The organism is Aquirufa ecclesiirivi, assembly GCF_011250515.1.
Lineage (GTDB): Bacteria > Bacteroidota > Bacteroidia > Cytophagales > Spirosomataceae > Aquirufa > Aquirufa ecclesiirivi.
Map to the genome: position 1 here is coordinate 158,704 of NZ_JAANOP010000007.1, position 23,080 is coordinate 181,783.

Annotated in this window: 15 protein-coding genes; 5 read left to right on the plus strand and 10 right to left on the minus strand. The window is 38.1% G+C overall.

The features are described from left to right. Positions 1 to 110: 110 nt before the first annotated feature. A complete protein-coding gene (locus G9H65_RS10520) occupies positions 111 to 2,045 on the plus strand; it encodes a M13 family metallopeptidase (protein ID WP_166375302.1) in 1,935 nt (644 codons plus the stop codon). Between the two features lie 1,133 nt (positions 2,046 to 3,178). Here the strand turns inward: G9H65_RS10520 and G9H65_RS10525 are convergent. The 7 genes from G9H65_RS10525 to G9H65_RS10555 form a co-directional block, all read right to left on the minus strand. After that, positions 3,179 to 4,624 carry a RagB/SusD family nutrient uptake outer membrane protein gene (locus G9H65_RS10525; protein WP_166375303.1) on the minus strand — a complete coding sequence of 482 codons (1,446 nt, stop codon included), beginning with the start codon at positions 4,622 to 4,624 and terminating at the stop codon, positions 3,179 to 3,181. Positions 4,625 to 4,642: 18 nt separating this feature from the next. Continuing rightward, positions 4,643 to 7,792, minus strand: a complete 3,150-nt coding sequence (locus G9H65_RS10530; RefSeq protein WP_166375304.1) for a SusC/RagA family TonB-linked outer membrane protein — start codon at positions 7,790 to 7,792, stop codon at positions 4,643 to 4,645. Between the two features lie 175 nt (positions 7,793 to 7,967). Next, positions 7,968 to 9,398 carry a SusD/RagB family nutrient-binding outer membrane lipoprotein gene (locus G9H65_RS10535; protein WP_166375305.1) on the minus strand — a complete coding sequence of 477 codons (1,431 nt, stop codon included), beginning with the start codon at positions 9,396 to 9,398 and terminating at the stop codon, positions 7,968 to 7,970. 21 nt (positions 9,399 to 9,419) lie between these two features. Beyond that, positions 9,420 to 12,626: a SusC/RagA family TonB-linked outer membrane protein gene (locus tag G9H65_RS10540; RefSeq protein ID WP_166375306.1), complete on the minus strand. Its 3,207-nt coding sequence runs from the start codon at positions 12,624 to 12,626 to the stop codon at positions 9,420 to 9,422. A gap of 206 nt (positions 12,627 to 12,832) precedes the next feature. Further along, entirely contained in the window at positions 12,833 to 14,146 is a 1,314-nt protein-coding gene (locus G9H65_RS10545) for a gluconate:H+ symporter (protein WP_166375307.1), read from the minus strand. Between the two features lie 167 nt (positions 14,147 to 14,313). After that, a complete protein-coding gene (locus tag G9H65_RS10550) occupies positions 14,314 to 15,180 on the minus strand; it encodes a sugar phosphate nucleotidyltransferase (protein WP_166375308.1) in 867 nt (288 codons plus the stop codon). 8 nt (positions 15,181 to 15,188) lie between these two features. Then, positions 15,189 to 16,265 carry a GHMP family kinase ATP-binding protein gene (locus G9H65_RS10555; RefSeq protein ID WP_166375309.1) on the minus strand — a complete coding sequence of 359 codons (1,077 nt, stop codon included), beginning with the start codon at positions 16,263 to 16,265 and terminating at the stop codon, positions 15,189 to 15,191. Between the two features lie 78 nt (positions 16,266 to 16,343). Here G9H65_RS10555 and G9H65_RS10560 point away from each other — a divergent pair, with 78 nt between their 5' ends. Then, on the plus strand, positions 16,344 to 17,429 hold the full coding sequence (locus tag G9H65_RS10560; RefSeq protein ID WP_166375310.1) for a DUF5009 domain-containing protein: 1,086 nt from the start codon (positions 16,344 to 16,346) through the stop codon (positions 17,427 to 17,429). Between the two features lie 106 nt (positions 17,430 to 17,535). On the opposite strand, the gene G9H65_RS10565 is transcribed toward G9H65_RS10560, so the two are convergent. From G9H65_RS10565 to G9H65_RS10575, 3 genes are all read right to left on the minus strand, one after another. After that, the gene (locus tag G9H65_RS10565) at positions 17,536 to 17,928 is read right to left on the minus strand and encodes a group III truncated hemoglobin (protein WP_166375311.1); all 393 of its coding nucleotides are present in this window, start codon (positions 17,926 to 17,928) and stop codon (positions 17,536 to 17,538) included. Beyond that, positions 17,921 to 19,237: a vanadium-dependent haloperoxidase gene (locus tag G9H65_RS10570; protein ID WP_166375312.1), complete on the minus strand. Its 1,317-nt coding sequence runs from the start codon at positions 19,235 to 19,237 to the stop codon at positions 17,921 to 17,923. Before G9H65_RS10570 ends, G9H65_RS10565 begins: the two co-directional genes overlap by 8 nt. A gap of 66 nt (positions 19,238 to 19,303) precedes the next feature. After that, positions 19,304 to 20,512: an NAD(P)/FAD-dependent oxidoreductase gene (locus tag G9H65_RS10575; protein WP_166375313.1), complete on the minus strand. Its 1,209-nt coding sequence runs from the start codon at positions 20,510 to 20,512 to the stop codon at positions 19,304 to 19,306. A gap of 86 nt (positions 20,513 to 20,598) precedes the next feature. Between G9H65_RS10575 and G9H65_RS10580 the strand changes: the two genes are divergently transcribed. Genes G9H65_RS10580 through G9H65_RS10590 form a run of 3 tightly spaced genes read left to right on the plus strand, consistent with a single transcriptional unit; the run spans position 20,599 to position 22,915 of the window. After that, the gene (locus G9H65_RS10580; protein WP_166375314.1) at positions 20,599 to 21,360 is read left to right on the plus strand and encodes an alpha/beta fold hydrolase; all 762 of its coding nucleotides are present in this window, start codon (positions 20,599 to 20,601) and stop codon (positions 21,358 to 21,360) included. A gap of 2 nt (positions 21,361 to 21,362) precedes the next feature. Next, positions 21,363 to 22,031 carry a CBS domain-containing protein gene (locus G9H65_RS10585; RefSeq protein ID WP_166375315.1) on the plus strand — a complete coding sequence of 223 codons (669 nt, stop codon included), beginning with the start codon at positions 21,363 to 21,365 and terminating at the stop codon, positions 22,029 to 22,031. A gap of 2 nt (positions 22,032 to 22,033) precedes the next feature. Next, positions 22,034 to 22,915, plus strand: a complete 882-nt coding sequence (locus G9H65_RS10590) for an NAD kinase (protein WP_166375316.1) — start codon at positions 22,034 to 22,036, stop codon at positions 22,913 to 22,915. Positions 22,916 to 23,080: the final 165 nt, after the last annotated feature.

Sequence of the window (23,080 nt, forward strand, 5' to 3'; positions counted from 1 at the left end):
CTAAACAGAATATGAAGACAATTTACCGTTGTTTGGTATTATCAGGTTTACTCCTTAGTGCGGATAATCTGATAGCATAAAGCCCAGAAAAATTCATTGATAAGGCGAACATGAATACAAAAGTGAAGCCTGGAGATGATTTTGCTGAATATGCCAATGGCGTTTGGGTGAAAAATAATCCCATTCCTGCCAAAGAAACACGTTGGGGAAGTTTTAATCAACTAAGGGATTTCAACATCAATGCGGTTAAAACAATTTTAGAAGAAGTTAAATTAAATCAAAAAAGCTATCCTGCTGGGAGTATTGAAAGACGTGTAGCCGATTTTTATGCTGCGGCGATGGATAGTTTAGCCATTGAAAAACTAGGCTTTAGTCCCATTAAAGCAGATTTAGATCAAGTAAATGCGATTTCAACTAAGAAAGAAGTATTGGACGCCTTGGCGCAATTCAGAGTTTCAGGTATTGGCTCTCCATTATTTGGTTTTGGTGTAGCTCAAGACCGAAAAAATGTGGAAAACATGGTACCTCAATTAGCACAAGGAGGCACTACGCTTCCCGATCGTGATTTCTATTTAAAATCAGACATAAGAAGTGCCAAGGTTCAAGAAGTCTATAAAAATTACATTAAAACATTATTTGAACTCGTTGGAAATTCTTCAGAACAAGCAAAAGCTAATGCTGACTTGGTATTTGGTTTAGAAAAGCAATTAGCCAATGCACAAATGTCACGCGTAGAAATGCGTGATCCTTATAAAACTTACAATAAGTTCGCTTGGAATGAATTTCAGCAAAAAACCAATGAAATAGATTGGACTACATTTTTTGCTCAACTGAATGTACCTAAGCAAGATTCGATTTTAGTCTCAGCTCCTAAGTTTTTCGAAGAGGTAAATCGACTAGTCAAAGAAACACCTATTAACCAATGGAAAGTATATTTACAATGGTCCATTTTAAAAGGTGCTGCACCAAATTTGAGTAGTCCGTTTGTCAAAGCTAGTTTTAGTTTCAGCCAATTATTAACAGGTCAAAAAGTCCAAACTCCTCGTTGGCAGCGCATGTCTAGCCTAACGGATGGCACCATTGGTGAATTATTGGGACAATTATATGTGAAGAACTACTTCAAACCAGAGGCCAAAGAGCGCATGAAGGTATTGATTGAGAATTTGAGAAAAGCCTTTGAAATTCGTATTCAGAAATTGGATTGGATGAGTGATGCCACCAAGCAAAAAGCCATGGATAAATTACACGCCTTTACACCTAAAATTGGTTATCCAGATAAATGGAAGAATTACGATGGTTTAGAAATTTCAGGAGATCAATATTTTCAAAATCTACGCAATGCCAGTGTGTGGGGCTTTAAAGAAAATGTAAGTCAAGTAGGCAAAAAAGTGGATCGTAGCCGCTGGGGAATGACACCTCCTACAGTAAATGCTTACTATAGCCCAGTGATGAATGAAATAGTGTTCCCAGCTGGAATTTTACAGTTCCCATTCTTTGATCCTAAAGCAGATGATGCGGTAAACTACGGTGGTATTGGCGCAGTCATTGGCCATGAGATGTCGCATGGTTTTGACGATTCTGGTAGTAAATATGATAAGGATGGAACCTTACGAAACTGGTGGACAGATGAGGATTTGAATAAATTCAAAGCGAAAACAGCTCTATTAGGTGCTCAATTTGATGCTTACACCATTCTAGATACCATTCATGTGAATGGTAAACTGACTATGGGTGAAAATATTGGTGATTTGGGTGGTTTAAATATGGCCTATGAAGCCTTTAAATTGACGGAGCAAGGAAAGTCGAAAAAGAAAATAGATGGATTTACTCCAGACCAACGATTCTTTTTATCCTGGGCACAAGTATGGCGAGGAACTACCCTACCTGAAACAGCGGCACAGTTGATCATCACAGATCCACATTCACCGAATCAATACAGAACGATAGGTGCACCAGTGAATATGGATGCTTGGTATGAAGCCTTTAACATCAAGCCAGGTGATAAATTATATAAGAAACCTGAAGACCGAATTAAGATTTGGTAATTGGTATAGGTTCTTGAATTTTATCGCCCCTGAAAACTCAGGGGCGATTTTTTTATGCTGCTAAATTAACTATGCATAAAACAAATGAAGAATGTAAAAGACTAAAACAATCATAACTGAAAGGCCTAAATCCAATTAATTACGATTAATCATTAACCCTTTCAGTTTTCATTTCATCATGTCATATGGATTTTCTTTTTTTGAAAAAAAAGAAATATCTATGAATAGTTATAACTGGAAAATGTATTTGGATATTAAATTGATGAAATCCTATCCTTTTAAAGAATCATCAATTACCAAGGCATTTCTTTTTTTGAAAAAAAAGAAACAAAAAACTTCGTTTTTGTCGTCCAGCAAAGGCGAATTCCGCTTCGCGGAACCGTGATTCATTCCGCTATCGCCTATACTTTTGACGCCGACGCACATCGCACATGCTAAGGTCAAAACCCCGTCTACCGCTGCATTCATCACATTTCGCTCGTGCTGACCGACGGCATTTTCTATCTAAATTTTAGTAACTAATCCATAAATCCTAATAACTAAAAGGTTAATCCCAACGAAAGATGTAAACGTAGCAATAGCGAAGCGGTAGGCGCATCTTTGACCCCGTGCGCTTGGAATAGCTAAGCGTCAAAGATTAAAGCCGTATGCGGAGTGAACATCGGTTCTGCGCAGCAGAATTCGTCTTAGGATTAACCGTCCTTCTTCTGTTTTTTTTATTTCTTTTTTTATGAAAAAAAAGAAAATCCATATGACTTGAAAGTAATGAAAAATGGGCAATGATATTACCTATATAAACATTCCTGTTTTATTTAAATCTCCTACCAATTAACCACAACTAAATAAAGCAAATGACAACAATATCACTTCCCTAAAATTCTTAAAGAATTTAATGATTAAAGTAAATATCTTTTTGTAAATAAAAACAAAAAAGGCAATAATTGGAATAAGTAGAAATAATTGCCAGAATAAGTCAAATACAGAAAATATTAAAATGTCCATTTTATCATTCTTTTAGTGATTAAAAAATAAATATATTAACGTATCCATAATACTTTAAACAAAAAACTGATAATTTCAAAAAAAAGGGCTTACCGATGGTAAGCCCTTTTGATACTAAATAGATTTCAAAACTAGTTACCGATACCCGGGTTAGTTTGTGTTTCTACCAATGGAATTCCATAAATATAACGTGGGTCAGATGGAGGAATCACAGCTCCTGCACCAAATGAATTAAGTGATTCACCTCTACGCAACACATCGTTTGCACGGAAACCTTCCGCTAAGAATTCGATACGACGCTCCGTTAAGATAGCCTTCACCACATTAGCCTTAGAATCCAATCCTGTAAATACAAAAGAAGGATCAGAGCGCTTGTGAACAGCATTCAAGATGTCAATAGCACGATTGATATTTCCACCTTCTGCTTCTGCCTCAGCTAAGTTCAATAATACCTCAGCATAACGAATGTTCGGTACGAAATCAATATAAGGAGAAACACCGCTAAACTTCGTTGAAGAAGGGAATTTAGCGATAGCCGTTGTAGCAACGGTCAACTTCGTTTTACGGTCGTCAGTAGCTGCAAACTGTGGATTGCTGTAGATACCTGTAGAACCTGTATTCAAATAATATTCAACGTTACCCGCATTGAAGTAATATCCCAATTGGTTTTGAGTACCTGGAGGGTTCGTAGCTTCCATTGGGAAAGAGAAAATAGACTCCGTAGTTGTGTATGGTGCTTTGAAAACCGCCGATACGTCTGATTGCAATGTATGAGCAACACGCGTATTCGATCTAAATGGAGCTGTGGCAGAAACTATTTTATTGGCTTCTGTGATTACACCTGCATAATCTCCTTTAGCTAACAATACACGCGTTTTCAAGGCAATAGCCGAGTTCTTGTGTGCACGTGTTGTGTTCAATAAGGCAGATGCATAGCTATCTGGCAACTCCGTTTCTGCTTCATTCAAATCTTTCAAGATTTGATCATAAACTTGGGCAACGGTACTTCTAGCTAAGTTATTTCCAGCGGAAGAAGTTTCCCCTTTCAAACGCAATGGCAAACCTGCCGAAGCCCCTTTGTCTAAGATATAAGGCTTAGCAAAGAACTGAACTAAGGAAAAGTAAGTCAAAGCACGAATGAATTTAGCTTCACCACGGTAATTAGCTGCTAAGGCAGAGGAAACCGCATTAGGATTAGCTGTTAGTCCTTCTAAGAACAAATTAGCACGGTTGATGGTCAAGTATCCTTGAATCCAGAATCCTGCTAAATAGGTATCTGAAGGATCTTGGTTACCTTGATAAGTAGAATAACCTGTCACCGAGTTAGTTGTACGGTTAACAAATTCTTCGGCACGAATATCATTGTATATCAAGTAACGACCTCCGAACAAGCTACCACTTTTAGCTGATCCATATAATCCATTGACTTGAGAAAGCACGCGAGCTGGGGAATTAAAGACTGTCGCATCCGACAAATCCAATTCAGGAACTGCACTAAGAAAATCCTTACTGCAAGAGGATACCGTCAAAGCTAAAGCGATGGTCAGATATCCTATTTTGTTTGTGAATAATTTCATGTTATATATTCTTTAAAATTATAAACCGATGTTAATACCAAATGTGAATGATCTAGCTTGAGGGATGGTATTTCTTTCAATACCTGAAGCTAAGTTTGAATCTCCATTGGTTGAGATTTCTGGGTCAACACCCTTATAAGGTGTCCATAGGAATAAGTTTGTTGCTTGCGCGTAAAGACGTAAACTTGTAATTCCTAAACGACTCAAATCAGCTGGGATTTTATAACCTAAAGTAGCTGTTTGTAAACGTAAGAAATCTCCTTTTTGGATGTTCGCATCAATCAAGAAAGAAGAACCATTGGACACGTTATCTCCATAAACCGCACGAGGAATTTCTGTGATATCCCCTTCTTTTTTCCAAGAAGTCAACACATCCACTGAGTTGTTCCAAACACGTTGGTCACGCAAACCAGCCTGAGATCCGTTATAGATGTAGTTTCCTCCTGAGAAAGTAAAGTTCAATCCTAAATCAAAGCCACCATATTTCAAGGTGTTGTTAAATCCACCGTAGAATGTTGGCAAGGTATTGCCTAAGATTTGTTGCTCTGAAGATGGAGAAGTTGTAGCCTTACCATCTAAAGTAGTCCAAGCCAAAGCTCCACCTAAGTGTTGATACTGTACTTTAGTACCGTCTCTCTTGATAAAAATACGACGACCGTTGGCAGGGTTAACACCTCCCGTTTTAACACCATAAATCTGCGCAGCAGAATACCCCACTTTCGTGATGGAAGTTGCCTCTAAACCGGAAGTATTTGTCAAAATTGGTGTATTGGCATCAACCAAGGAAGTTACCATGTTTTCGTTGGTAGCAAAGTTCAAATTCGTATTCCAGCTGAATTTACCTGTATTGATTGGAGTTGCAGTAAGAGCTATCTCAAATCCTTTATTGTACATCGCACCTACGTTAGCCAAAATGGAGTTACCCGGAATACCTTTTGAAGGCGCTTGAGGCACGTTCAAAATCAAATTGTTGATATCCTTATAGTAGTAATTAGCTTCTAAAGTGATACGATCGTTTAAGAAACTCACATCTATACCTACGTTGGTTTGTGCTGAAGTCTCCCATTTCAAGTCCTTGTTACCAGCTTGGTTAAATGACAATGTAGGAACTGAACCATATAAACCAGAACCAAAAGTAGAATAAGAACCATAGGCATTCGGTACGTTACCATTACCTACTTTACCATAACTTGCTTTTAATCTCAAATTAGAAATAGTGTTTCCTAAGTCCATGCCTTTGAAGAATTCTTCTTCTGAAACTGTCCAACCAACAGATACTCCACCAAAATCACCCCAACGGTTTTCAGAAGATAAGGCTGAGTTTCCATCACGACGAAGGTTACCACTCACAAAATACTTGCCTTTGTAGTTATAACTTAAGTTAGCGAAATACGCTTCGTAAGACACTTGAGAGATACCATTACCAGCAGCCAAGTTCGTACCGAAGTTTCCTTGGAAATCAGTAAAGAAGAAATCGGCTAAGGTTTGACGTTGAGCACCCCAAGTCAAAACTCGCGTTTTTTGCACATCTGAACCCACTACAGCCGAAATATTATGCTTTTCAGCCAAAGTAACATTATACTGTAAAGTATTAATCCAGTTCCAGTTATCCGAGCGAGCCGTACTGTTGAATGCATCGCCAGAAGTTGACCAACCATCACCGTTGTATGGATTAAAGAAACGAATGTTCTCTGTATTTCTACGATCCCAAGAATAAGAGGTCTTAGCATTTAAACCTTCCAATAAACGTACTTCAGCACCAATATTGGCGATTAAACGAGTATTTTCAGAAGAAATCTTATCTAAATCTCTAACTACTGCCGCGTTAGGAAACTGGGCCGGTAACAAGTTATTTAAACGACCTACTGTATTGTTTTCTAAGTTATAAGAACCATCAGGTAAATATGCTGGTAGGTTAGGAACCTGAGCTACGGCAATACGACCTAAACCTGATGTATTGAAAGCACCACCTGCGTTAGAACCAGACATAGGAGCCTTGTTATACGTATTCGCATAATTGAAATTAGCAGACAACTTCAACCATTTAGTAGCTTGGTGGTCCATATTGAAACGACCAGAGCGACGTTGAAAGCTATTATTTCTCAAGAAACCATCTTGATCTGAATATCCACCTGAAAAGTAATAAGTCGTTTTATCATTACCACCTGAAATGGTCATATTATGATTTTGAGATACACTTGTACGATAAACTTCTTTGTACCAATCCGTATCTATTAAACTTCCATCTTTATTATAATTCGGTAAGAATGATTTATTCTCTGAATTTCGTTGTGTTGATGTAACTGCATTTGGATTCAACAATAAGGCATTACCAATCGCCATATTTTTATGATCCATGTATTGTTGTGCGTTTAACACATCGGGTAAACGAACAGCTTCGCTAATTCCAGCCCATGAATCAAAAGAAACTTTGGCTTTTCCTGACTTACCACGTTTTGTAGTAATCAATAAAACACCCGCACCTGCACGTGAACCATAAATGGCAGCAGAGGCAGCATCTTTTAATACGTCAATGGACTCAATATCCGCAGGGTTAATATCTCCTAATGGGTTATTGGTGGTAGAGTTCGACGAAACGTTATCTGTACTGATAGGTATACCGTCAATCACCACTAATGGGAATGAGCTCAATGATAATGAGCTAAGACCACGTACACGGATTACTGGAGGATTGTTCAATAAACCGTTTGGCTGTGTGATGTTCACACCAGCAGCTTGGCCCGTCAGTCCTTGAGAAAAACTTTGTACTGGTCTTTCTGCGATGGTAGCTGCTTTAATGGTCGAAGCAGAACCCGTAAATTCGGTTCTTTTCTTGGTACCATAACCCACTACGACTACCTCACTTAATTGCTTGTTATCGGATGCTAATTGCACATTAAGGACCGTACGATTTCCAACGGGAATTGTCTGGCTAGAATAGCCAACAAAACTAAACACTAAGGACGCTCCATCAGCGACCTGAATACTATATGAACCATCAGCGGAGGAGGTTGTTCCCCGCGCGGAACCTTTAGCACTCACACTCACTCCAGTCAATGCACTCCCATCGTCGGATGAGGTAACTTTACCCGTAATTTGCTTGTTTTGAGCTAGAAGTGAACTGAACACAGTTGTCACTAATACCCCAATGAGTAGTAGTTTTTTCATTTTTTTAGTTTGATAAATGAGAAATAAGTTAAAGACTTTCCGCTTAAAAGCGTAAAATTCCGCTCATAAATTATATCTCAACGCTCATATAAAAAAATATTTTCAAGAATTTTAAACAAAAAAGAGGGGGCTTCTTTCGAAACCCCCTCTTAATATGAGAATAATCTAACTTCGGCTAGAATTTATCCCAATACAATTTTGTTGTTACAACGTCTCCTCCAATAGCAGAAGCAGCAGCTGTATAATTAGTTCCGTTCAAAGTCTGCTCATTAGCTGCATAAGTTAAACGAGTTGGGAAACCAGACTTTGCACCTACTGGAGCAGAAATCTTAGGTTGGTCTAAACGACGAAGCTCTACCCATCCCTCGTAAGGTCTGTTGTATAAAGCAATCCACTTTTGAGTACCAATTTTTTGTTTCCAATCACCAGCAGCTGTCGTGTAAGCTACAGAAGCTTGAGCTAGATAAGCATCAGCATCAGCAGCAGAACCACCCCAATAGATGATAGAAGCACGAATGGCATTGTTGTAGTGAGATTCAGCCGTTCCAGCTACGTTAAATCCTCTTTCTTTTGCCTCAGCACGTAAGAATTCAGTTTCAACATAATCAGCTAAAACACATGGAGCCGAAGCATCGATGATTTTAGTACCAGCACGAGAGAAATCAACGTATGTATTTCCTTTTCCTACAATACCACCAGCATAAACACCAGCATTATTTGGAGTAAAGAAAGCACTTGTACGTGGATCATTCCATCCTAATAATTTGTCCATCAAATCTTTAGCAGCGATATAGTCAGAACGACCACCTAATACGATATCCACATATAATGGATTCTGGTTAGGAGAAGCAGCCATGTAAGTAAACAAACCGTTGTCCGCTGCAGATGAGATAGCACCTGCATCAGAAGCTTCTACTGCTGATTTAGCAACATTAGCATCTACATCAGCTTGAACCATACCAATCTTCATACGAAGCGTGTTAGCAAACTTCAACCACTTAGCAACTGATCCTTTGTAAATCAAATCCTCACCAGAAGCAAAACCAGCTGCTGACGTATTGATCTTAGTAATATCAGCATTCAAGCGATTGATTAAATCTGTAGAAACAGTTTTTGCATCATCGTATTTAGGAAATAAGATAGCAGGATTTAACGACTCAGAGTAAGGAATATTACCGAAAGTATTGACTAAAATACTGTAAGTATACACTTCCATGATATCGATAATCGCTAATTTATTTGCTTTCTCTGCAGGAAGTAAAGAAGCATCCGCATTGATCAATTTAGCTGACTCACGTAAATCCGCAATCACATCACGGTACATCGAAGTCCACCATCCTTGAGGAATGTTACGAGTTGCAAAATCATATTGAGCCTCATCTTGATAAGTTGACATAGCCCAATGACTCACGGTAAAACGGAATACGTTTGTATTCACACTAGGAGAAGCTAAAGAACCAGAAATGGTCTTAACTGCATTCGAGAACAAGGTAGGTGCAGGTACTGCAGCTGGCCTTTTAGTCTCAATATTTAATTGAGAAATATCTTCTGTACAAGCCGATGCAAGGAGCAAAAGTGGCACAAAAACTAAAAATATTTTTTTCATCTTTATCAAATTTTAAGATAATTAGAATAATAATTTGATGTTAAATCCAATCGAACGAGTAGTTGGGTAAGCACCCGATTGATTTCCTTGTAGGTTACCTGAAGAAAGGTTTTCTTCTGGATCAGCATAAGGAACATATTTTTGGATGATCCATAAGTTTCTTCCAAAAACGGATAAATCTACTCCTTTAACACCACCTAATTTACGTACAATTGAACTTGGTAAAGAGTAAACAATATTTGCCTCTCTTAACTTGATGTAACTAGCATCGTAAACGAAAGCTGCTGCTGGGTTTTGTGCGTAACCAAATGTACCGTAATCATTCTCAACACGAATTGTGTTAACAGAACCATCCGCTAAAACACCTGGCATAATCACACCACCACCTTCAGCTACTGGTGAACGAGATGGGTTTCCTTTGTCATTGACAACCACTGACTCAGGATAAACACCTGTTGCTTGACCGTAGTATTGATCCAAAGAGAATACACTACCACCACGCTTCATATCAATCAAGAAGTTCAAAGTAACGTTCTTGTACTTGAATGAGTTGTTGATACCACCAATCCAATCTGGATTAACATTTCCAATATTGTTTGTTGTTGTAGCAGTTACATCATAACGACCATTCGATTTCACTAATTTTTGACCGTTTAACGTCTTCCAAGTTTTACCTTGTAAAATACCATACGGCTGACCTACTGAAGCATTTAAACTAACACCACCTTGGAAAGTCGCTAATTGCAAGTTCTTGCTATCGTTGTATAGACTCAATACCAAACTTGTATTCTTTGTCCAGTTTACATTCACATTCCATGAGAAATCAGCTGTTTTGATTGGGCTAGCATATAAGCTAACTTCAAAACCTTTGTTTTCAATGTTACCTGCGTTTACATATGTACTAGAGAAACCAGTGGCCGATGAAACGGAAGCAGGTAAGATCTGATCCAATGTATTTGTGTGATAATAAGTAAAGTCAAAACCTAAACGATTTTGCAAGAATGCCATTTCCAAACCAATCTCCTTACTTTGAGTTTGCTCTGGCTTCAAGAATGGATTATTCTGAGTCGATGGAGCTGAGAACAAAATGGTTGAACCAAATGGATCTGGTTTGTCATATACGTTCTTGATTGATCCCCAAGGAGCATCATTACCAACTGTTGCATAGTTCATTCTCAATTTACCTGAAGTCAACCAAGGAAGATCTTCAATGTGGTGAGAGAATAACCAACTAGCTGAACCAGCATAGTACAAATAAGCGTTGTTTGCCACTGGCAAAGTAGATGACTTATCCTGACGAATCGTTCCGTCTAACGTTAAGAAATCTTTGTAAGTGAAAGTTAAACCTCCAAATACACCAAATACTTCACGTGGGTTATAGTTTTCTGTTGGAGCAGAAACGGTACCTCTTGAGTTAGCAATAGAATATAAACCTGGTACGATCAAACCACCATTGGTAGCGGCTGAGATAGAACGGATGTAAGATTTACGTAAGTTCAAACCAGCTAATGCTTTCAAATTCAAGCCAGTTAAAATTTCCTTATCAAAGTTACCCATCAAATCGTAGTTAAGCTCTTGGAAAGTACGATCGAAACGGCTGTATGCTGGTACACCTTGGCTACCAACTGCAATACGCTCCTCTTGGAATTCATTGTAAGTATCTACAGTAACACGACCCATGAAATTCAAGAAGTCAGCTGCTTTGTAGTTAACCATCGCATTTCCGAAAAGACGAGAACGAGTATCGTTCTGGTAGTTTTGGTAACGAGTCCAGTAGTAGTTATCTGTATAGATAGGCTTCAAACCTGCTGCTGAAGATGGATCAGACCAGTTCCAAGTTACGTTTTGTTGATTTCTGAAATAAGCTTCTTTTTGATCTAAGATATCAACGTTAGTTTGATACCACTGACGGAAGTTTTGGTTAACGTTTAATCCACTGTAACCAGAACCATAACGGCCTTTTCCTTCAATAACCGAGAAGTTAGCTGCAGCAGATGCTGTTACTTTCTTCGAGATATTATAAGAACCCGCTAAGTTCATAATATTCTTAGACACGTTTGAGTTAGGTAAAGTACCACGCTCATCATTACGAGTATAACCTAATTTGAAAGTACCTTGATCTGTAGCTCCATCTAATTGAACGTTGACGTTATTAGAAATAGCTGTCTCATAAAATTTAGCTGGCGTATTTAAAGCAGCTGTATAAGGCTTTGCTTTCAAGTAGTTTGGACCAGCTGGATCAAATGAATCCCATTGGTAAACCATTAAAGCAGGATTAAACTTAGTACCATATGAAGCATCTTCTGCTGTATTGATTACTAAATCTTTAGTTCCATCACCATTGGCATCAAAATACAAGAAACCATCTTTTTGATATGGATCAGAGTAACCAGCACCATATTGGTTTTGGTAAGTAGCAAAAGTAGATTTATCGATAGTTCCTACAGTTAAACCTGCATTAATAGTCAATCCCAAACCTTTCTTAGCTTTCTTCGATGTAATCATAATTACACCGTTCGATGCACGAGAACCATAAAGCGCTGTTGCAGCTGCACCTTTCAATACCGTCATTGACTCGATATCATCTGGGTTAATGTCCGCTGCCGCGTTACCGTAGTCATAACCACCACGACCAGTCTGTTGGTTAGTCGTATTTTTATTGGTATTGTCTACTGGTACACCATCTACTACAAATAAAGCCTGGTTATTACCAGTTAAGGACTTATTACCACGAATAACCACGTTGGTTGAACCACCGATTGCGTTTCCTTGTGTAATTTGAAGACCTGCTACTCTACCTGACAAAGCAGAAAATGCATTACCTGTTCTAACACGAGTTAATTCATCTCCTTTTACCTGCTGAGCAGCATAAGGTAATGAGTTTTTAGTACGTGTTAAACCTAAAGCTGTTACAACTACTTCACTCAATTCTGCTGCATCAGCTACTAACACAACGTTGATTGTGCTTTGACTTCCTACAGAAATTGTTTGAGGCTTGTAACCAACAAAAGAGAACTGAAGAGCCGCTCCATTGTCAATACTGATTTTGTAAGAACCGTCTGCGGTGGTTGTAACACCACGTGAGGTACCTTTAAGGCTAACACTAACGCCTGGTAGCGCAGTGCCATCCTCTGAAGCAGTTACTTTACCGGTAACCACCCTTGATTGGGCTAGCAACGAACTGCACGCAGTCGTTACTAGTGCCATCACTAGTAAGAGTTTTTTCATGTTGATTAGTTTATTTAATGAAAAAATAATTTGAAAACATTGGCAAATTATAAATTTTCCAATAGATACCAAAGAAAATTGCGTACAAACACAACTTTACAAGCTAAAAAGCGTTATGGAGCGCAATTTGACAAAATTTGATTTTGAATTTTTCCGAGGAGAATTAATTCTACTCTATTTTATATTAAAAAATTACAAAATTTCCATTAAATAAATTGATTCAAGACGAGGACTCCGATAAGCCCAACAATAGAAACGATACTTTCCATGAGGGACCAGGAGCGAATGGTCTCTTTGACTGAAAGATTAAAGTATTCTTTAAATAACCAGAAGCCCGTATCATTGACATGTGAAAACATGAGACTTCCTGCTCCTATGCTCAATACCATTAAGTTAGGATTGACTAAACCCGTTGAAACAATGGGGTAAATCATCCCTGCAGCTGTTAAGCCGGCAATGGTAGCAGAGCCGACACAAACCCGTATAATAGCTGCCATGAGCCAACCTAATACCAAAGGAGGAAAAGGTAAAGTCTGTAAATAGCCCGCTATTTCCTTACTTACACCAGAAACCAGTAATACTTCTTTCAAAGATCCGGCTCCTGCAATAATTAATAATATCATGGCGACATCTTTTACCGCATCGGTGTAAATGAGCATGATTTCTTCCATTTTTTTACCCATGCGCAAACCCAAAGTATAGGTTGCCACACAAATCGCAATCAACATCACCATGGATGGATCAGCAATTAAATGAATCAAGGGAGTCAAAGCCGAACTTTTATCGATTTTTAAATCCGCCAAGGTGGTTACAACCAAAAGAAATACAGGAAATAAGGCCGTGATGAAACTGGAAGCTCTGCTAGGTAATTGAGATTCAGGTATCGGTTCTCCTTGAAATGCTTTTAGTGAACGTATAGGCAAGTGAGTTAAGGTTTTGGAAAATATCGGTCCTGCACATATAATAGCCGGAATGGAAACAATGATTCCGTAAAATAAAGTAGTTCCCATATTGGCGTCAAACTGAGACACCAAAGCAGCAGGGGAAGGATGCGGAGGCAGAAAACCATGGGCCACCGATAAGGAGGCCATCATAGGGATTCCAGTCACTAAGGGATGTAATTTGAATTGATGCACCAAGGCAAATATCAATGGGATCATTAATACGAAGCCAACATTGTAGAATAAAGGAATACCAATGATAAATCCAGTAAGCATTAAACCCCAGGCCATGTTTTTTTGACCAAAAGCTTGAATTAAACTGCTTGAAATTTGCTGAGCTGCACCACTACTCGCCACCAGTTTCCCTAACATAGCTCCCAAAACAATGATGGTAACTAATGAGCCCAAGGTATCCCCTATTCCTTTTTGAACGGATTTGGCTAATTCACCAAGAGGTAAACCGAGTAAATAACCAGTCGTTAAACTGATGATTAAAAATGCGATAAACGCATTAACCTTTTGATACGTAATTAAAAATACCAAAAGGCAAATACATAAAACGACAATGGCGATAGTCATAAGGTATGATTATGGAGTGATTAAATGGAGTCTTTGAATTATTAGCAAAAGCTTATTTTTTCTTCAAAATACTCCATTTAATTTCAAATATATAGAATGCTTCCTATATTTCAGCATGCTGGCCTAGAATGCCGCAAAATCAAACCTATCTTTTTTAAAATTCTCCTTTAAAAATCGCCATAAGTATCCTCCAAATATTTTTGCATCACGAGAATGTCTTCTTTCGAAGTTAAATCAGGCACATTTTCTGCTAAAGGAATGGCAAAAAATCCTTGGCCTTCACCTTCTCCAAATAAAGCGACTGAAGTAGGCAATTCTTTTTCATTTCTGACTGGATGAAAAGGTGTTTTTGCTAAATAAGGTAAAAATGTAGCTGCTTCAAAAACAAAAATATTCATACTCACACCTAAACGACCTTGCTGAGCCATTAATTCCTCGGCTTGTTGTGCCGTAGGTTTTTCAATAATTTCCAGCAAATACCCTGCTGCATCCGTACGAATCAAAGCGAAAGCGGAAATTCTTTCAGCCGGATACAATAAACTATCTCGATGATACGAAATCAAAGCTTGGGCATGGTCTGTGGACCAAAGTGTTTTCAGTGCATTAACAGAATATAAATTGTCTGAATTACAAACAATCACGCGACCATTTTGCCAATCTTCATGTTGCATTAAAGCCTGATAAACTGCATCAGCTGTTCCAGCAGGTTTTTCACGGTCTGCAGGAATTTGTTGACGAGCAAATACGATTTTCAAGCCCCAACAAGCATCGCGAGACATTAAATCCTCACAATACTCCTGAGTAATTTGATCTGTAGGATGCAATAATAACAAGACTTCCTCTATCCCTGCTAAATGAGCATTATATAATTGGTAATCCATTAAAGTCTTGCCATTCTTACCTACTTGAATCATCCCCTTGGTCACAGAATTTGCCTGGGCTACCAAATTGGGATCTAAGTCACTACCTTCGGAAAGTGCCTTCTTCATGCGTGAAGCCATTCCTCCTGCTAAAATCAATAATCTCTTTTTCATGTCTTGTATTAATAAAACAAACTTTCTTTTTCCTCTTTAGTACCTTCGTCTACTCGAATGATGTAAGCCTTTCCTCCCTCTTTTTCAATAGCTTCTACTACTTTTTCTGGATGATTGGGTGCATATGCAAACATACAACCTCCGCCTCCCGATCCATTTATTTTCGCCCCTAATGCGCCAGCATCCAATGATGCCTGTATCATTCGATCAATTTTTGAAGTAGATATTTTCTTATGTTCACGCAAATTTACTTGATGTCGATTCAATAAATCTCCCAATTTTTCATCACTCCATTCCGATTTCCCTTCAAACATGCCTTTGGCTTCCAATAATATATCACGATCAGAGATATTGGCTTGTAATAAGATCCATTCATCTGAGGTCAAAATAGATTGGTAAGTCAAGCAATCTTCCAAACTCGCTTTTTCTAAATCAAAGTCGGGGTTTACTTTTTGGATTTTTTCCAACCCACTCAACATGCCGAACTTCACGTGAGCTAATATCTTCAGGGTATCTTTTGCTTCCAAAGAATCCCCTAAAACAAAAGTCCCTAAATCTCGCGCATAGGTTTCAATGGCAATTGTAGGTTTACTTTCCAAATAAATCACATTCCCTACTGCCGTAGAATATTGATCCATCATGCCACCAGGTTCTGTAAATTCCAACACCTCTGCCTCATATGTTATTTCCCCAATTTCTTTCTGAGTGGCAGGTATTTGATACATTTCACACAAAAACTTCACCCAAGAAGCAAGCATGGCGGAGGAACTTGATGTTCCAGAATTGATAGGAATATTGCCTCTCACTTCAATCTCTAGGCCCTTATTAAGAGAATGCCCTTTGCGATGTAAGACATTACAAACACTTTTGAAATAATCCCGCTCTTTCGTATAAACCAAAGGAAAATCCAATTCAAATTCTTCAACTGAATCAATATCCGGCAAGGAAAATCGTACAGTCTTATCAGACCGAAATTGACCTTTCATCTGTATTCTTTTTGAAATGGCAGCGGCAATAACGGGTAATCCTAAATAATCTTGGTGTTCGCCAAACAAACAAATCCGACCGGGAGTAGAAACAATCATGCTTAAATTTAATGTAAAACAAAAGTACAAATTAGATTTAAAAAAATACCTTACCTTTGAAACACTTAAATACTATCGATGATTACGAAGCGCATCCCATCCGTCGATTATTTCCGAGGCTTTATCCTCTTTCTTCTTGCTGCGGAAAGCACTGATTTATACCATAATCTGGATAATCTATTCCCTGACAACTTCCTTATTACTCAGTTTTTCCATGTTAAATGGCAGGGCTTACATTTCTGGGACTTAATTCAACCCGGATTTATGATGATTGCTGGGGCAGCCTTGTATTTTTCTACCTACAAAAGATTGGATAACGGAGATACCTACCTGACGCTTTGGCCAAAAGTGTTAAAACGTTCCCTATTGTTATTCTTGTTTGGTACTGGATTGCATTGCCTAGGCAGAGAAAAGCTGGTTTTTGAATTATGGAATGTGCTTACTCAGTTGTCTGTTACCACCATCATTGCCTTTTTCCTTTTACGTTTTTCCATACCGCTACAAATCGCCGCTTCATTACTTTTACTTTTACTTGCACATAGTCTATACGTCTTTAGTGATATTCCTGGATACAATGAACCTTATACTCCCGACAAGAATTTTGGATCGTATATGGATATGCTGTTAATGGGAAAATTAAGTGGTGGACATTGGATCGCTATTAATTGCATTCCCACCGCGGCGCATACCATTTGGGGCGCATTAATTGGAAGAATCATACATCGTAGCACTTCCCATCAGATCGTAATCCGCACCTTACTTGGACTAGGTATTTTAGGGGTCTTAGTTGGCTATGGACTTGATTTTGCAGGCATTCCGATTATCAAAAGAACGGCAACGCTTTCCTTCACATTGGCCTCTGGTGGCTGGATATCTTTGATGATGGCTGTTTTTTACTTGAATTGGGAAAGAAGCAAACCTATTTTACCTGCTCCAGATTATATTTTATCCTTTGGTAAGAATTCCATCTTCATCTATTTGTTTTTTGAATCAGTAGGTCCCCAATGGCTAAATAAAGCTTCCTTTGTATTTGTTGGAGGTTTTTTAGAGAAAATTCATATCACTGAAAATGTGGCTGAATTAGTGAATTCTCTGGTAGTTTTAGGTATCATTGGAGGAATTGCTGTTTGGCTAGACAAGCATAAAATCTACATTTCTTTGTAGTGATGAACAACGTTGTCAAGGTTTAAAACCTTGCCAACGTTGTTTTAAACTACCCCAAAAAAACAAAAAAATCCCTTCAATTAGCTTCTACTAATTGATAATTTCCTTATTTATCCAACTTGTTCATATAATCAAACTTATATGCCCAGGTTTGTGCAATATTGAAAGCTTTGGTTTTGGCTTCCTCCGCCTTTGGACCTTCAAATAAAGTATCTATCGTTTGAGTAAATAGTGTAATCCAATGTTCAAAATGAGCCTTGGTGAGTGGAACTATTTGATTCACTATTAAATGTGGTTGCATTGGAGCGCCCTTGTAAGAATGACCATCCAACAAAAGCATTTCCCAGAAGTCATACATTTTTGGCAAATGATGATCCCAGTCTACCTGCATAACATCTAGAAATACATGCCCTACCAGATCTTCCGATGTCATACTTTTATAAAAAGCATTGACAAATGTCTTTATATCTTCTTTGGTAGTAATATCGCTTTTACTCATGTGTCTTGACGGTTTGAATCAACCAAGATCCTACTTTTTGTCCCTGTTTTGCCCCTTCATCTAAAGCTGGCCAAAAATGAATTCCACCGTAAAGTCGACTTATCGAAGCTTCATCTGAAGCTTGTATAAAAGATGTAAATTTCCTTGGTGGTAATCCATAAGGAATTTCTGTGGAATCATTAAATGCCACATTTTCTCCAAAAAGTTTGGTTAAAACCACCGCAGCTGAACGAGAAATAGTGCTATGACCAGAAGTATATTCTGGAAATGGAGGTGTTTGTAAGACAGGCATCCAGGTTTTATCAATGGACGCATTGATGACCGTTTCTGGTCGAATTCGAATCGAACGATACTTTTCATCCCAGCAAGAAATAAAACCATCAAAAATAGCAATGGAAGTTAAGGCAAACGCTTCTGCTGTTTGGACATAATTCTTATTTAATTGCCTAGATACTTGCCCAGCAATTCCCAACCAATGCCCACCAGGCGACATCTTTTTAGTGGCAAACATGGCATGCCCTGTAATATTCATTTTGAATGGATTACAATCCCAAAAATTAGCAATATCACGTTGCTCATTCGTCAGATTCTTCACTGTTTCATATGCCTGCATGACTTCCTTGTAGTAAGGGCTTCCATTCGTCAAATCAAATTTACTGGGTTCAGGAGCTCTGAATTGGGCAGATGAATCTAAAACCGCTGGTCGAATCTTGGTCCAATAGGGTTCTACGGCATCAATATAAGCCGGTGGAGTAGGTGTCCATGTCCCTGGTAAATTGGTTACGGTAAATCGGAATCCTCGGGTTTGTTTGTAATTATCCTTTGACGCATATTTCATAATCGATTCTGCCACAGAATCTCCAAATGCGATCGAACGATCATATACATCATCTGGAATGCCAATTTTCTTATAATCGGCTTCCAACTTTTTATCAAATTCATCATAAAGTTCTTGGGCGAAGGTCAATTTTTTACCCACAGCCAAATAGGCCCTCACTGATGCTAAAGGAAAACAATATTCCTCCCCGGCTTTTGGTTGGGCTACTTTCTCAAAGCCATTCAGTTGACCTACTAATGATTTATAATCTTTATTTCCATGAACTGCTGCTTCATAACCCGCAATGCTGGCATACATGTAGATTCTAGCTGATACTGGCGGAGCGAAAATATCATGGATGATACTCTCCGTCAGCATTACTTCTGAACGAATCAAAAATTCTGGATTAGCCGCTTCTTTTTGATAATTAGAATTATCCGATTTACAAGCAGTAAACCACAAAGCAACAAACAACACGATATATCTCTTCATTGGGCTTAATTTTTCAAAGGACAAATATACCAATACTTAAAATAAGAATGGAAACATTGACAAAAATCAGCTAATGGCAGCATTAGCTGCTAATCTACCAGAGGCAAATGCTGCTTGTAATGAAGGATATTGGGTGTAATCCCCTGTAAGAATTATGCCTTTTTTATGAGCCTTCTGCTTAATAAACTTCCAAAAACCTTGCTTCGAAAGCGATTCTGGAATGGAATAGGCTTTTAAAAACTTCCAATTTAATTTTTCCTGACCTAGGTATTGACCTAATTCCTTCAAGACTTCATTTTCCGTGATATCCGTTTTCAGCGTAGTAACAGAAATTAATTCCTTTCCAGCCGGAGCATAACTGGGATTAACATGGCTTAAACAAGCAAAATGCAAAATATTCGATTCTTCTGATTTAGGTACCAAGTGCAATAGTTTACCATCATTTGGAAAAGAATCCGCAGAAAAATAAAAAGTTTTACTTTGCAATATGGCCCCTTTAGCCAAAGGAATGTCTAACAACTCTGCTGCTGCTGAAGGGTTTGCAGCCAAAATAATTTTGGAACAAGCTATCGTTTCTCCATTTTTCAAAACAACCATTCCTTCCTGTATACGCTCAACTTCAATCCCCATTCTAACAGCATCTGATGGTAAAGCCTGCAATAATTGATTGGAAATAGCCCCCATTCCCCCATGAGGAAGTGCGGCTCTACCTTCTAAAAATTGCTTCAAATAAAAGACAAATAAAGAAGCGGGTTGAGATAAGGAATCATCCAAGAATATTCCATAGAAAAATGGCTTTAAAAAACCGTCTTGAAATGTTGGCGAAAAATTCAATGAATGTATATACTCCATAGTACTCTGAGTACTTTTGGATAAGGGCTTTGCATCCAATTGAATTTTTAACCAAAGCTTAGCCAATTTAACTAAATCCAGAAAGCTGAGAATTCCTTCTCCCAAGGCGCGAAACAAGGAAAAAGTCTGATGCCAAGGACTAAAAAAAGGAATCCAGGCATTTTCTTTCCATATATATGCACCTGAATCAAAATAAGATAAATCCAAATCAGGTAAGCGTAGACTTTGTTGAACTTCTGGATAAGAAGTTTGCAAAACTTGAAATCCATAATCTAAGGTAAATCCTTGAAAATGTTCACTTTGTACCCTGCCCCCCACGTGAGCTTGTTTTTCAAGTACAACAAATGGAATTCCAGCCTCATGCAATACATTAGCTGCTTGTAAGCCCGCAATACCCGCTCCTATTATGACGATTGGTTTCATGATAAATTTATATTTAAACAAACTCTTTGAACTTACAAAAGTTTAAAGTCTTTTTTATTACTTTGCATATTAAATGATTCCCTGGAATGAATTACAATATTAAGGAGGAAAACGGTTATCACTATATCGACGAGGGTAAGGGGGAAATTTTATTAATGTTACATGGACTTTTCGGAGCATTAAGTAACTGGGAGGGTGTGATTTCCCATTTCAAATCAAATTACCGCATCATTATACCACTTATGCCTATCCATGACATGCCCATTAAAGAGGCTGGATGTGAAGGTTTAACCGTTTTTATTGAAGATTTTGTTTCTTTTAAACAACTAGATAAATTTAGTTTAATAGGTAATTCATTAGGGGGGCACGTGGCGTTAATTTATACGCTTAGGCATCCTGAGAAAGTACAAAGACTCATTTTAACAGGTTCTTCAGGTCTTTTTGAAAATACCATGGGTGGTTCATATCCCAAACGTGGAAATTACGAATACATTAAAGAACGAGTAGAATATACTTTTTACGACCCTAAAACAGCCAGCAAAGAATTGGTCGATGAGGTATTTGAAATAACCAATAGCATACCAAAAGTAATGCGCATCATTGCCATTGCTAAATCAGCACAAAGAAATAATATGGCCAAGGATATTGTCCGTATTAACACCCCGACTCTTTTAATTTGGGGATTAAATGATACCATCACTCCTCCACAAGTAGGACATGAATTCAATCAATTAATTCAAGGTTCTGAACTTCAGTTTATTGATCAATGTTGCCATGCGCCCATGATGGAAAGACCCAACGAATTCAATGCCATTTTAGATAAATGGTTACAAAAAACGAAAGTTTAGCTATGCTAGTCTTATCCTATTTATCCTTTGACTATCCCACGCTTTCCTTGCAAGATAGCCTTCAAAAGGCCTTAAAGGTAATTGAAGGACACAAAGCGACTGCACTAAGCGTTCTGGATGGTAAAAAATGGCTAGGGAATATTACTGCTTCTCAAATTTCACAACAGTTAACTCAAGCTGCTAAATTGAAAGATATTCAATCTGTATTTCAAACTGACAGATTGGAATTGGAAGAAGACATTTTAGCGAGTCTACCTCTATTTGAAAGTACAGGATTTAACCTCCTTCCTGTAGTTAATAATGAAGGAAATTGGATGGGCTATATACATCAGGATGTAATGACAAACATGTTCATCCAATCCGGATTTTCTGGAAGAAATGGAGGCATATTACGTATTCCTTTTCATATTCAACGGGATTCTATGAGTGTTATCATGCGTATCATTGAAGAAAATAAAGGCCTCATGGTGCGTAGTTTTTTTCATCGATCAGAAAAAAATCCACAAGCCTTACCTGAATGGGTAATACAAGTACAAACGGATCAATTTTCCCAAATGGTAAAGAGTCTTGAACGTCATGATATTGCGATAGAAAAAGCATTTGCGTTTGGACAACATGAAGATGTGGATCAAATGCGATTTGATTTACTTTTAAAATACTTAAACCCTTAGTTTTGAGTCTACGAATCGCCATACACGGAAAACCATTTACAGGGGAAACCAAAAGCCTGATGGAGGACTTATGGGCAGACATTCTGTCAAAAAATTGCCAAATAACCTTATCCGATGTATTTAAAGCGCATTTACTGGAGCACCAATTTGAAGTAAATCAAATTCCTGCCTATTCCTCTACCGAAGGGCCCGATCAAGTAGATATGGCTTGGAGTATTGGTGGTGATGGAACATTATTGGAAACCTTAACCCACATTGGCCATAAAACTACACCCATATTGGGTATCAATACAGGTAGATTGGGCTTTTTAGCGACCATTTCCCCTCAAGAAGTTTCTCAAGCCTTGGATTTTTTAATTGAAGGTAATTACCGTGTAGAGGAACGCGGTTTAGTGGAAGTAAAATCAGACGTAGATTTATTTGAAAATAAATCTTTTGGACTCAATGAGGTAGGTATTATGAAAACAGATACCTCTTCCATGATTGTCATAAAAGCTTATGTAGATGGAAAATACCTGAACTCCTATTGGGCAGATGGCTTGATCGTATCTACGGCTACAGGTTCTACGGGCTATTCTTTGTCTGTCGGTGGCCCATTAGTCATGCCCACGTCTGATATTTTCATCATTGCACCTATGAGTCCACACAACCTAAATGTGCGTCCTTTAGTTGTTTCCAGTAATACCCATTTACGATTTGAAGTAAGTAGCCGAAGTCAAAACTTTTTGATTTCCATCGATTCCCGTTCGAAAGTGGTGGATAGCCAGTTTAGTATTGAAGTTCAAAAAGCACCATTCCCTGCTAGATTAATTAAAATCCCAGGAGACGATTTCCTTCAAACTCTCAGAAATAAATTGAATTGGGGATTAGACGCCAGAAATTAAATGATAAGTTATGAATTATAAATGGGGTGTGTCAATCATGTGAATGCCTGAATGAAGTTGACCGTTTTATGTCATTTATACTTGATTAGTATTCAAGTATTTTTTGTTTAGCATATAGCTTGATTTAAATTTAATAGTTTTTTTTCAAAAGCAATAGGTGACATT